Source organism: Paenibacillus sp. B-A-8 (assembly GCF_048572915.1).
Lineage (GTDB): Bacteria > Bacillota > Bacilli > Paenibacillales > Paenibacillaceae > Paenibacillus_AQ.
The window spans coordinates 4,084,562-4,096,627 of the sequence record NZ_CP183882.1 but is presented as its reverse complement, the minus strand read 5'-3'; the positions used below and the strand labels follow the sequence as shown (position 1 = coordinate 4,096,627).

Annotated in this window: 9 protein-coding genes; 8 read left to right on the top strand and 1 reads right to left on the bottom strand. The window is 44.1% G+C overall.

Translation table 11 applies throughout. The features are described from left to right. Positions 1 to 66: 66 nt before the first annotated feature. The 3 genes from ACN6MV_RS18275 to ACN6MV_RS18265 all read left to right on the top strand — a co-directional run bounded on the left by ACN6MV_RS18275 (position 67) and on the right by ACN6MV_RS18265 (position 3,274). Positions 67 to 1,416, top strand: a complete 1,350-nt coding sequence (locus ACN6MV_RS18275) for an ABC transporter substrate-binding protein (protein WP_419884576.1) — start codon at positions 67 to 69, stop codon at positions 1,414 to 1,416. Between the two features lie 81 nt (positions 1,417 to 1,497). Continuing rightward, positions 1,498 to 2,436, top strand: a complete 939-nt coding sequence (locus tag ACN6MV_RS18270) for a carbohydrate ABC transporter permease (protein WP_419884575.1) — start codon at positions 1,498 to 1,500, stop codon at positions 2,434 to 2,436. Positions 2,437 to 2,443: 7 nt separating this feature from the next. Beyond that, positions 2,444 to 3,274, top strand: coding sequence for a carbohydrate ABC transporter permease (locus ACN6MV_RS18265; RefSeq protein ID WP_042132262.1), 831 nt, complete (start codon positions 2,444 to 2,446; stop codon positions 3,272 to 3,274). Between the two features lie 100 nt (positions 3,275 to 3,374). On the opposite strand, the gene ACN6MV_RS18260 is transcribed toward ACN6MV_RS18265, so the two are convergent. Continuing rightward, positions 3,375 to 4,289: an AraC family transcriptional regulator gene (locus ACN6MV_RS18260; protein WP_042128633.1), complete on the bottom strand. Its 915-nt coding sequence runs from the start codon at positions 4,287 to 4,289 to the stop codon at positions 3,375 to 3,377. Positions 4,290 to 4,462: 173 nt separating this feature from the next. On the opposite strand from ACN6MV_RS18260, the gene ACN6MV_RS18255 reads away from it, so the two are divergent. From ACN6MV_RS18255 to ACN6MV_RS18235, 5 genes are all read left to right on the top strand, one after another. Further along, positions 4,463 to 6,574: a glycoside hydrolase family 52 protein gene (locus tag ACN6MV_RS18255; protein ID WP_076121935.1), complete on the top strand. Its 2,112-nt coding sequence runs from the start codon at positions 4,463 to 4,465 to the stop codon at positions 6,572 to 6,574. A 162-nt stretch (positions 6,575 to 6,736) separates the two neighbouring features. Then, positions 6,737 to 8,518, top strand: a complete 1,782-nt coding sequence (locus ACN6MV_RS18250; protein ID WP_419884574.1) for a methyl-accepting chemotaxis protein — start codon at positions 6,737 to 6,739, stop codon at positions 8,516 to 8,518. 183 nt (positions 8,519 to 8,701) lie between these two features. Further along, complete coding sequence (locus ACN6MV_RS18245; RefSeq protein WP_419884573.1) at positions 8,702 to 9,556, top strand: AraC family transcriptional regulator; 855 nt, start codon at positions 8,702 to 8,704, stop codon at positions 9,554 to 9,556. Positions 9,557 to 9,694: 138 nt separating this feature from the next. Then, on the top strand, positions 9,695 to 10,582 hold the full coding sequence (locus ACN6MV_RS18240) for a DUF6923 family protein (RefSeq protein WP_076118948.1): 888 nt from the start codon (positions 9,695 to 9,697) through the stop codon (positions 10,580 to 10,582). 32 nt (positions 10,583 to 10,614) lie between these two features. After that, a complete protein-coding gene (locus ACN6MV_RS18235) occupies positions 10,615 to 11,985 on the top strand; it encodes an ABC transporter substrate-binding protein (protein ID WP_419884572.1) in 1,371 nt (456 codons plus the stop codon). The last annotated feature ends 81 nt before the right edge of the window (positions 11,986 to 12,066 follow it).

The window sequence follows — 12,066 nt, the reverse complement described above, 5'->3', positions numbered from 1 at the left end:
GAGAGATGATGCGCACATCTTGCTTCAGTTTCCACAGTGAAACACAAAAGGGGAGGCTACTAACTGATGTATACAAAAACAATGATAAAATTATCCGTATTGTTGCTTGCCACAACGACAGCTTTGACTGCTTGCGGCGGCAATAATAACAGTGCCGGCAATAATGCAGGCAATACACCGGCATCCGAAGCACCTGCAAATGCAACGCAGGAGACGAAGAAGGAAGTTGCCTTCACGATAGGCTACGCATCCGGAGATCCGGCAACCAAAAAAGCTATCGCAGATACGGTCAAAAAATTTACAGAAGCAAATCCTAACGTTACCATCAAAGATTTGAGTGAAACCTCCTCGGCAGCCTATCTTGACTGGCTCAAAACCAAAGATGCAGTGGGAGAATTCCCGGATTTGGTGGAAATGCGTGATACAGAAGTCTTTGCTGATGCAGGTAAAATTGTAGAGCTGCCTTCCGATCTACTAGATTTGTTCGAAGCCCCACCTCAAGTGGATGGAAAAGTGTGGAATGCACCACTGCAGGTCAACGCACCACAAGGAATTATTTACAGCAAAAAAGCATATGCGGATGCAGGGATTACCGAGCTTCCTAAAACCTATGATGAATTCATAGCCATTCAAGAGAAGTTAAAAACTTCGGGTATTACTCCGATTGTAGTAGGCGGAAAAGATATTTTCCATATGGGCTTCTGGGTGAATAAATTCCTGATCGATGATGTCTACTCGAAAGATCCGGATTGGAACTCCAAGCGTACAGCAAAAACTGTCAGCTTCACAGATGCTAATGTTGTTCAAGGGATTACTGATTTCAAAGAGCTATTTAAGAATTATGTAGATAAAGGCTGGCTGAGCACGGGCGACAATCAAACTGCTTCGATTCTTGTTTCCGGGAAAGCAGCACAATTGTACTCCGGTACGTGGATGTTTACACAAATTGCAGAAGCAGACCCGAACTTTGAATTTGGATTCTATGGTCTTCCTGACCGTGAAGGGAAAACCAATGTGATTGGTCTTCCGTCTCCAGCAGGCTGGTCCTTATCCACTGAAGCCGTTAAAGACGCAGACAAAACAGAAGCCATCAAAGATTTTATCCGTTTCTTCTTCGCCCCAGAACAATATTCGAATTATTTAGCGACGATAAATGCAATTCCTTCTACTAAAGAAAAAGTAACTTATGATACCAGCGAACAAATGCAAGTGGCATTGGATCTTATTGCTGACACGAATGTAGTAAAGTCCTTAGCGATCAACAACTGGTGGGGTGATAACTTGATTCCACCACAGTTCCGTAACTGGTATTACAAATTGCTGCAGGATCTTGTTGTGAAAGATGGAGACGTAACCAAATATATGCAAGATGCTGATAAAGAATATGACAACCAAGTGAAGGCTAATCAGATGTAAGAGCAGCGCCTGTTAGAGCGACCTCTGCTGCTGCAGAGGTTCTCTTTTTAACAAGCCTGTCTCAGGGGAGGGAGAGCAGCTATGGCTACATCCGAAGTTAATACTGACAAGTCATTGATAGCCACTGTGCAGCAGAAAAAGAAAAAGAAGAAATGGCAGTCTTATGCACTACTGTTCATACTGCCATCATTTATTCTATATACCTTGTTCGTTATCGTCCCTACGGTTGGGAGTGTTTATTTAAGCTTTACCTCATGGGATGGCATCAGCGATCAAGTGAGATATATCGGCTTTGCTAACTTTGTGGAAATATGGAATAGTCCAAGGGTGCATAATGCTTTGAAAAATACGATGATCCTGACCATTTCACTTGTTGTACTAGAGAATATTGCTGCTATTGCAATGGCTATGATGGTTGATAAGGTACGCTGGTTCCGGAATTTATTCAGAAGTGTATTTTATTTCCCTACACTGCTTAGTGGGATTGTAATGGGTTTTGTGTGGGCGATGATCTTGAATTACAACTTCGGTGTATTCAATCAGATCCTAGAGTCTGTCGGACTTGGAAGCTGGATTGTGGACTGGCTGGGCAATCCTAAATATGCGATGCTGTCGATTATATTGTCTACTGTTTGGAAAGGTGCGGGCTATTATATGATCATTTATCTCGCTGGATTGCAGGGGATTCCGCAGGAATTGAATGAAGCAGCCAGCATTGATGGAGCAGGGGGGTGGCAGCAGTTTCGGCATATCACCTTCCCGCTGCTAGCAGGGTCGATGACAGTGTGTATGGTGCTTTCTATGATCAGCGCTCTGAAGATTTTTGATCAAATTGCGGTTATGACCGATGGTGGCCCGGGCTTTGAGACGGAGACTTTAACGTATATCATTTATAAAGTTGGGTTTGGTGAATTAAGACAAGGCTTTGGTACTGCGCTGGCGATGGTTCTGTTCTTAATCATACTGATTATTACAGTCTTCCAAGTGAAGGTGCTCCAGAAGCGGGAGGTGCAGCTCTAAAATGACGATGCAGACACGCAGAAGAGTTGGGCAAATCGCACTTTTTATAGTTACATTATTAGTGGCTATTCTATTTTTCTTTCCTATTTTCTTTAATTTGATGTCAGCCTTCAAGAGCAATGCAGAGATCATGAAGGATGCCATTGCTTTTCCGAAAACCCTTTATTTGGAGAGTTTTAAGTACCTGTTAACTGAAACTGAGTTTCCAAGGGCTATTCTGAACAGTCTGATTCTAACAGCAGTATCCATCGCTGCGCAGGTCTTGATTATTCCGATGGCAGGGTATGCGATTGAGCGTAGAAATGTTAGATGGACCCGCTTCATGTTCGTATACTTTTTGGCCGGAATGATGATTCCTTTTCAAGCGTACATGATTCCTTTGTTCAAGGAGCTTAGAATGCTAGGATTGTACGGTAGCCTTGCGGGACCCATTCTTATTTATGTAGCCGGTGCTGTAGGTTTCGGATGTCTGCTGTATACCAGTTTTGTCAAAGGAATCCCTAGAGAAATTGAAGAGGCGGCAGAGATTGATGGCTGCTCGCGTTACGGGATATTCTGGCGAATAGTTTTTCCTTTATTAGGGCCTGTTACGGCAAGTATGGTTGTTCTAAATGGGCTTGGAATCTGGAATGATTTCTTGATGCCGATGCTAGTATTACCCTCTGGACAGGCTAAGACTATGGTTGTTGAAATTTACCGTTATATCGGAGAATTCTCATCACGTTGGGATATGATTTTTGCGGGAACAGCGATGTCGGTTGTACCTGTGTTGATTGTGTTTATCGCCTTGCAGAAGTATTTTGTGAAGGGGATTGCATCAGGTGCGACGAAAGGTTAAGGGCGTATAGAGGTAGAAATGAAATTCGTTTAAAAAGGATATATCCTGTAACCAATTGGTGGGCTGCGGGATACATCCTTTTTTTGTTTCTGTAAAGATCTTAATGCGTGCTCGGATTTTCTGTTAACCGGCGGTATCCCATGGGTGGAAGACCTGTCCAACGTTTGAATTGCTTACTGAAATGGGAAACATCCCGGTACCCCAGTCGGTGTGCGATAGATTCGACAGACAGACTATTATCCATCAGCAGCAGTTTGGCGTGTCGAATGATTAAGCGGGATAAATATTGCCTTGGTGACATCCCATAGATTTGGTGAAAAGCACGATTGCAATGCGTTGTACTGTATCCAAGCTTTGCTGCAATATTCTCAATACCGCCACCTCTTTCGCCTGTGCTGTCAGCGGTGGAGACGGATTCCTGCAATAGTCCTTCAATAGCGTTAGCTAGGGCAACTGTATTTTCTGTAGCTTCTGTATCTGCTGGGAGAGGCATTTCCGAAAGCACCCAACCGCTGAGCGCGGTCAGAAGCTGCAGTGAAGCATGGAGTGTGATCAAGCGATTTCTATGTGTGTCTTTAGACTCTGACAAGATGGAAGAGTTAATGATTACATCTAGAGCGGAACGTATGGCCAGCAGTTCGGGGGTGTTCCCGCTGAGACTAACAGCATCTGCTGTTAGTAAGGCACGCCGCAAAATCAGATCATCGATATCAAAATGCAGGCAGTAATAAGTCATGTCACAGTCAGCATTTGAGCCCATACTACTATGCTCAACACCGGGACGAATGAATAAAATATCGCCGCTTTGTTGGACAAAAGACTTATTGCCGACCGTCATCTGCTGCTCACCTTGAAGGACAATATTAATCTCAAACATCGGATGAGTGTGTACAGGATATTGCCAATCCGAATTTACTTTTCTCCAATGCGCGGCGAAGATATGGAAGGCTGCTTGAATGTCTGGTGACATCTGACCGTCAATAGAATTATGGAAGGCGGGATCATTCGAAATCATTTCAATCCTCTTTTACAATATAATTTGGCTTAATTATATCATAGGTTGTTAGCGATGTTTGATTTGCCCAAATAATAGAAGGCTTTAACCCTGTTGCACTTCTAGAAATATCGATAACATGGAAATATAGCCCGGAGGTATCCGGGATCATGTTGGAGGGAGTGCATTTTTTTATGTCACATAATAAATTTTTTAATGCTCATCATTCACCGATCGGTGCATTTGCGAGTTTTACTTTAGGATTTAAAGGAGCTAGTGGTGGTTTCGATTTGGAGATGGCCAAACCTCCTAGACAGAATATATTCATAGGATTAGAACGCACGGATGGGAAAGGGTATGACACACTACCATTTCATGAGATTGGCGGAGATGACGAGAGCAAACGCTATGACATCGAGAATCCAGACCCTAATCCAGATAAGGAGAATATTCTGTTCCCTTTTCAAGAGAATGAGATTTCTCGAGATTTCCGAGTAGCCACTGACAGCTGGAGTGCGGGGGATCTGACCTTCCGAATTCTCTCGCCAGTTCGATCAGTACCGGATCCTGAAACTGCGTCTGTGGAAGAAATGAAGGAAGTGTTGCTGCCGGCAGTACTGGTTGAGCTCGAAGTGGATAACACCTCATCAGCTACCTCACGTCGCGCGTTCTTTGGTTTTCAGGGAACAGATGTTTATAGCGGAATGAGAAGACTGGATGATGTGTCATCTGAAATTACAGGCGTTGGACAAGGAAGATTTATTGCGATTGCAGCCGAGAAAGGAACTACAAAGTCCGCACTTCATTTCACGATGGAGGATATTCTAAGTGAGGCGCTACAGGAGAATTGGACCTTTGGTCTGGGGCGCGTGGGTGCTTTGATCATGGATGTTCCAGCCGGAGTAAAAGAAACATACCGGTTTGCAATTTGTTTTCACCGTTCGGGTTATGTTACCTCTGGTATGGATGCTACTTATTACTATAATCGCTATTTCAACAATGTTGAGGCAGTGGCCGAATATGCATTAGCTAAATTCGATGTTCTTAAACAAGAAGCGGAGAAAGCTAACGAGATGTTTAATCATGCAAATCTATCCGAAGATCAAACCTTTATGCTAGCGCATGCAATTCGCAGTTATTATGGCTCCACGCAACTGCTGGATTATAAGAATAAGCCATTTTGGATCGTCAACGAAGGCGAATACCGGATGATGAATACCTTTGATCTTACCGTCGATCAGTTATTCTACGAGCTGCGTCTGAATCCTTGGACTGTACGTAATGAGCTGGATATGTTCGTGGAAAGATTCAGCTATGAAGATACGGTGCGTTTCCCTGGGGATGATACAGTGTATCCGGGCGGAATCAGCTTCACGCATGATATGGGTGTGGCCAACGTAGTTTCACGTCCGGGCTATTCCGCTTATGAGTTATATGGCATTGATGGTTGCTTCTCACATATGACACATGAACAATTGGTAAACTGGGTGCTGAGTGCGGCAACTTATCTGGAGCATACTGGCGACCGGAGCTGGATGGAACGCAATCTGACTATCCTGGAGAAGTGTCTGGATAGTATGTTAAATCGGGATCATCCAGATCCTGAACAAAGAAATGGCGTTATGGGGCTTGATAGTTCTCGTACGATGGGTGGCGCAGAGATTACTACGTATGACAGTCTGGATGTCTCCTTAGGTCAGGCTCGCAATAATATTTATTTAGCAGGAAAATGCTGGGCTTCTTACTTGGCCATGGAGAAAATATTTGCAGCGTATGGGCGTGCGGAGTTGTCCACAACAGCAGGGATTCAAGCAGAGAAATGCGCTGCAACGATGGTGGAAAGTGTTACAGCAGACGGATATATTCCGGCTGTCATAGGAGAGGGGAATGACTCCAAAATCATTCCGGCTATAGAAGGCCTTGTATTCCCTTACTATACGGGTTGTAAGGAAGCGCTTGATCGCAATGGACGGTTCGCCGCATATATTGGTGCGCTTGATAAGCACTTACAGGCGGTGTTGAAGCCGGGAGTTTGCTTATTTGAGGATGGTGGTTGGAAAATCTCCTCCACTAGCAACAACAGCTGGCTTAGCAAAATCTATCTCTCGCAGTTCATCGCCCGCAACATTTTGGAGCTGAAATGGGATGAACGCGGAGCGGCAGCAGATCGCGCACACGTGGCTTGGCTTACCCATCCAGAGTTATCGATCTTCAGCTGGAGTGATCAGATTATTTCCGGTGAAATTACGGGCAGTAAATATTATCCACGTGGAGTAACGGCGATTTTGTGGCTGGATGAGAAATAAGGAAGACAGTTTTATATAGAAATAAAAAGCAAACGGACCTTCGATGCAGGGGCCGTTTGCTTTTTTATGTAAAAACACGAATATCTTTTTTTGATTTATATTCCCAAAACTAGTACTATAGTATTAATTTGTAATTTATATTATTGGGATATGGAGGAACAGATGCTAAAATCTGCAGAAAAAGGGTTGCGACTGACGATTCGGAAGAAACTGCTGTTGATGTCACTGACCTTACTAATTCTTCCTATCGGAATATTAGGAGTGGTTGCCTATCAGATCTCTATGAAAGAAACGAATCAGCTTATTGAGAGTAAACTGAGTTCCAGTGTAAATCTAGCAGTTGCTATGATTGAGAATTTGGAAAGCTCGGTTCAAGCAGGGATGTTGTCAGAACTGGAAGCACAGGAGCAGGTAAGAACTTTACTACTTGGATCCAAAAATGAAGATGGGACACGTCCGATTAATCCAGCCATCGATTTGGGGTCTAATGGTTACTTTTTCATCTTAGATCAGAAAGGAGAATTGCTTGCTCATCCCAGACTAGAGGGAGATAATATTTGGGACAAACAAACCTCTAACGGCTTCTTTTACATACAAGATTTGATAAAAGCTGCACAGAACGGCGGCGGGGCAACATACTACAAATGGCCCTTACCTAAGCCGGACGATTCGTCCAAGCATGAGGTTGGCGAAGCGCTGAAAATATCATATGCCAAGCTCTCACCCTCTTGGGGTTGGGTGGTTGCGGCAGGTTCTTATATGCAAGACTATAACACCGGACAACAGAACATACTCAAGGGTATTATCATCACATTAATCCTATGTCTAGTTCTTGGGATTGCGGTCATTCTTATCTTTGCGCAACATATTTCTAAGCCAATTGTCCGCATAGCCCGTGAAGCTGAACGAATCGCTCAAGGGGATCTAAGTGGTAAAGCATTGACCGTGCGCAATCGGGATGAGATCGGACAACTGGGAACCAGCTTCAATCAGTTATCAGGAAATATTCGGCAATTAGTCGGGAATCTAACCGTAAGTTCGGAGTTATTAGCTTCTTCCTCCAAACAGTTGTCTTTGACGTTAGGTGAAACCCATGCAGCACTTGTTCAGACTTCATCCTCAATGACTGAAGTGGCGAATAATAGTGAGAAACAAGCTAATTCAACACAAGAGACTTCTCAGTCGATGGAGGAGATGGTAAAAGAGATTCATCGAGTAGCTGAAGCTTCTACCCATGCCTATCAGCTGTCCATGCAAACACTGGAAGAGGCGGATAGAGGAAACAACCTAATCATTAACTCTTCCGCACAAATGAACGCTGTAAGTAACACTGTTGATGATTTAGGGATCACTGTTACTAGTCTAAATGAGCAGTCACAACAAATCGCTTCTATCGTTAGCACCATTAAAGGAATATCTGAGCAAACGAACTTATTAGCGCTTAATGCGGCAATTGAAGCTGCCCGATCAGGGGAACAAGGCAGAGGATTTGCAGTGGTAGCTAGCGAAGTCCGTAAGCTGGCAGGACAAACAAGTGAAGCAGCCGAACGGGTTTCAGTTATGGTAGAAGAAATTATTGCGAGTATTGGCCATGCCCATCATTCGATGAGTAAGGGGCAAAATGAAGTCGCAGCAGGGGTTCAAGCGATTGATGATACGGGTAAAGCATTTGAACGCATTTTGCAGGCCACCCGGACCATCGTTGATCAGGTGGAACAATCCTCGACCGCTGCACAGCTGATGTACACTGGTTCTGAACAAATATCTGCTTCGGTGATGGAGGTCGAACAGGTTTCATTGCACTCAGCTTCCGCTGCACAGACTGTATCTGCTGCCGTCGAAGAGCAGCTTGCTTCTATGGAGGAAATTGCCGCATCTGCTCGCAAGCTGCAAGAGGGTTCGAATGAGATGCGTGTTTTAGTAAATCAGTTTAAATTGGAATAGATATTCATACATAAAGTTGCAGTAACAGAATATGCAAATTACTAAAAGAGGGGACTCCCCCTCTTTTTTTGCTGTTTTGACGTACACCTTCTGATTCTATTTGGAAGTTAATATAGCTTTTACAGTTCATTGACGTGGAGCGTATACAGCCTTGCTATATTGAAGGGAAAAGGGGGGATGAATATGAAAGAAATGGAAGAATCGTCCTTTACAGCTTCCCAGCCTGTTGTTGCAAGCGATGCTTTTGGTTGGGATAAGCTTCAAGTTTCGCAATGGTATAGCCCGCAGCAAGCCTTCACCCCATCCTCGGAGTCAAAATATTTAATAGGAATTCACTGCACAGCCTATTACGAAAATTATTACACCATTCATATTACCCCTTGTAATGAGAGCCTTCTGTGCCCATGGGGCAGAACCTCGCTCTATTTTTTGAAAATTGAAATTACGCCATCAATCCTCGAAGAGATTGCCCGTGAATCTGGTTATCTGAAGGAAGGCTATATTCAATTGGACCGCAAATTTCATGTCAAGGATTCTAAGCTATTGCAATTAGGGCTTTGGATGCTGGAGGAATTGCAGAATGGCGGTGCCAAAGGGAAAATATATAGCGACTCTTTATCCAATATGTTGATTATTCATTTATTACAACACTATTCTTCTGTGATCCCCCAACATTCAAACAGTAAAACGCCAGCCAATCAAGAGATATTTCAGGTCATTCAATTTATGCGTGAGCGCTTGGAAGATGAAATTCAACTGACTGATCTCGCAGCCATGGCTAATATGAGCCAATCACATTTTATTCGGATTTTTAAACAACAGACAGGGTATACACCCCATAATTATTTAATTCGGCTGAGAGTCGAACGCTCTAAATTCCTTATTCGTTCCGGAAAAATTGGTTTGAAGGAAATTGCATCTCAGGTTGGTTTTGCCGATCAAGGTCATTTTACTAGATTATTCAAACGAGAAACCGGCCTAACCCCAAAACTGTATGCTAATCAAAGCTCCTCCAAACCTAATCATATGATTTATTGAATTTATTGATGCAAATGAGAGTTTTATTCAAGGAAAGAAGTATTTTGTTCAATTAGAAGGCTGATGCCAGCTCCTATAATAAGGTTGAAGTAAGGCGTACAAATGCCAAACTACAACCTTATTAGGAGGAGAGAAAACATGAAATTAAAGAGATTATTCAGTCTGATTTGCGCGGGGGCACTTACGACCAGTTCTTTATCTTTAGTAGCATCTGCCACACCTGTCGGACCGGATAACCTAGTAAGCACCGAGGTGGAATTCAGTGCAGAGTCCAACTCAGCTTCAGCGATCACTGCTGGATGGCATGAGGTATCCAAGCAATCCTTCTGGTTACTTGATGCCCTGGAACGGGGACAAGGGGTGGCTACAGACGGGAACTCATGGATCTTTAGTTCCTCGTACGGACTCTTACGGACTGGACTCGATGGAAAATCCGTAAAAGCGCGGAATGAATTGGCTATTCCACAGGAGATTGCCTTCCAAGGTGGAGACCATATCGGTGATATTTCCTACTATAACGGTAAAATATACGCTCCTATTGAAGACGGCAAAAACTATCAGCATCCTTACATCGCCCTTTATGATGTGAACACCTTGAAATATACGGGCACATCCTATGCTTTGCCGCTGAATCTGCATATTGGCGGTGTGCCTTGGGTAGCGGTTGATGCCGCTCGCGGTCAGGTCTACACAGCTCAGTGGAGTAATGCTAGCGTCTTGAATGTACTTAGTCTCGACGATATGCATGTGATCACAACCGTTCCGCTTTCCCAAAGCATAGATCGAATCCAAGGTGCCGAAGTGTACAACGGCGTTCTGTATGCCTCAACGGATAACGCAACCCAAACGGTTTATCAGATTGATCCAGAGACCGGAAATGTATCTGTAGCCTTTGATCGCAATCTGCCTAGCGGTACCGAAGCTCAAGGCATTGCTGTATTGCCCACCGCTGATGGAGCTCAGCTCCATATTCTTGATGTCGGCTCGAATCGCATTAGTGTGAACTTTCGCCATTATGCATTCTAATTCAAATCCAAGCGAAAAAGGGGCTAACAGTAATGCAAAAGCAAACTAAAACCATTCTAACACTACTATCTGTTTCTATGCTGGCAGTAGCGGGCTGCGGTCAATCTAATAACAGTACGGCTGAAGCCAAAGAAAATACCGCTCAACCCACAGCAATCGCTGCAACTCCGGAATCCACAGAGACCCCAGCCGCTAAGCCGGTGGAGATTACATTTTATTATCCGGTTAATGTTGGTGGTCCTCTTACAAAAGTAATCGATGGGATGGCTAGTGCATTCATGGAGCAGCACCCGGAAATTAAGGTTAATCCCGTGTACACAGGTAATTACGGTGACAATACCGTAAAAATTCAAGCGGGTGTGCAAGCCAAACAACCACCTGATGTCGCGGTCATGATGTCAACGGAGCTGTACAGTATGCTCGATATGAATGCAATCATTCCGCTGGATGATTTTATTGCGAAGGACACGGATATTCAGATGGCTGATTTTTATCCCGCCTTTGTAGAGGATACACAGTCTGAAGGGAAGACGTACAGCCTGCCTTTTCAGCGGAGCACGATTGTTATGTATTACAACAAGGAAATGTTCAAAGCCGCAGGACTTGATCCAGAGAAACCACCCACTACATGGGATGAGCTTGTAACTTATGCTAAGAAGCTGAACAAAGACGGTCATGTAGGACTGGAAATTCCGGGCAATGATGATTCGTATTGGATGTTTCAAATGCTTGCTCGGCAAAATGCTTCGGATTCGAAGCAAAACATAATGTCCTCCGATGGCAAAAAAGCGATGTTCGATACGCCGGAGAATGTGGAGGCATTGCAATTCTGGTTAGATTTGTCCCATAAATATAAGGCGATGCCGGAAGGTGTTATTGATTGGGCTACGGTTCCGACAGATTTCATTCAAGGCAAAACAGCCATGATGATGCATACAAGCGGCAACTTAACCAACGTAAAGAATAACGCGAAGTTCGAATTCGGGGTAGCGTTCCCGCCCGCACAAAAGCAATTTGGATCACCTACAGGCGGTGGTAACTTGTATATTTTCAAGGGAACATCTCCAGAGAAACAAGCCGCAGCTTGGGAATTCGCCAAATACATGACGGCTTCAGAACAGGCTGCCCTCTTTAGCAGCTCATCCGGTTATGTTGGTGTAAGAAAATCCGCATACGATACAGATGCAATGAAGAAATATACGGCGGATTTCCCGCAAGCTTTGGTGGCGAGAGATCAATTGGAATACGCGTTCCGAGAATTGTCTACTCATAATCATGGTAAAGTTTCGACGGCAATTACCAATCAGATTCAAGCGGCCTTGGCAGGAGAGATTGATGCAGCAGGTGCGCTCAAAAAAGCGCAAGCAGAAGCAGAACAGGCACTTGCTCCCTTCAATAAGTAGTCTTTGAGGTATGGGATACGCCAGGACAGCTTGGTAGCTTGTTCTGGCGTCCTTCCTTTATTCAATAATCGTAGAAACCTT

What these genes read in the sequence shown, in the direction of transcription:
- ACN6MV_RS18260 (WP_042128633.1), bottom strand. Translation starts at nt 4,289, where the DNA reads ATGATTTCGAATGATCCCGCCTTCCATAATTCTATTGACGGTCAGATG.
- ACN6MV_RS18255 (WP_076121935.1), top strand. Translation starts at nt 4,463, where the DNA reads ATGTCACATAATAAATTTTTTAATGCTCATCATTCACCGATCGGTGCA.
- ACN6MV_RS18275 (WP_419884576.1), top strand. Translation starts at nt 67, where the DNA reads ATGTATACAAAAACAATGATAAAATTATCCGTATTGTTGCTTGCCACA.
- ACN6MV_RS18240 (WP_076118948.1), top strand. Translation starts at nt 9,695, where the DNA reads ATGAAATTAAAGAGATTATTCAGTCTGATTTGCGCGGGGGCACTTACG.
- ACN6MV_RS18235 (WP_419884572.1), top strand. Translation starts at nt 10,615, where the DNA reads ATGCAAAAGCAAACTAAAACCATTCTAACACTACTATCTGTTTCTATG.
- ACN6MV_RS18250 (WP_419884574.1), top strand. Translation starts at nt 6,737, where the DNA reads ATGCTAAAATCTGCAGAAAAAGGGTTGCGACTGACGATTCGGAAGAAA.
- ACN6MV_RS18270 (WP_419884575.1), top strand. Translation starts at nt 1,498, where the DNA reads ATGGCTACATCCGAAGTTAATACTGACAAGTCATTGATAGCCACTGTG.
- ACN6MV_RS18245 (WP_419884573.1), top strand. Translation starts at nt 8,702, where the DNA reads ATGAAAGAAATGGAAGAATCGTCCTTTACAGCTTCCCAGCCTGTTGTT.
- ACN6MV_RS18265 (WP_042132262.1), top strand. Translation starts at nt 2,444, where the DNA reads ATGCAGACACGCAGAAGAGTTGGGCAAATCGCACTTTTTATAGTTACA.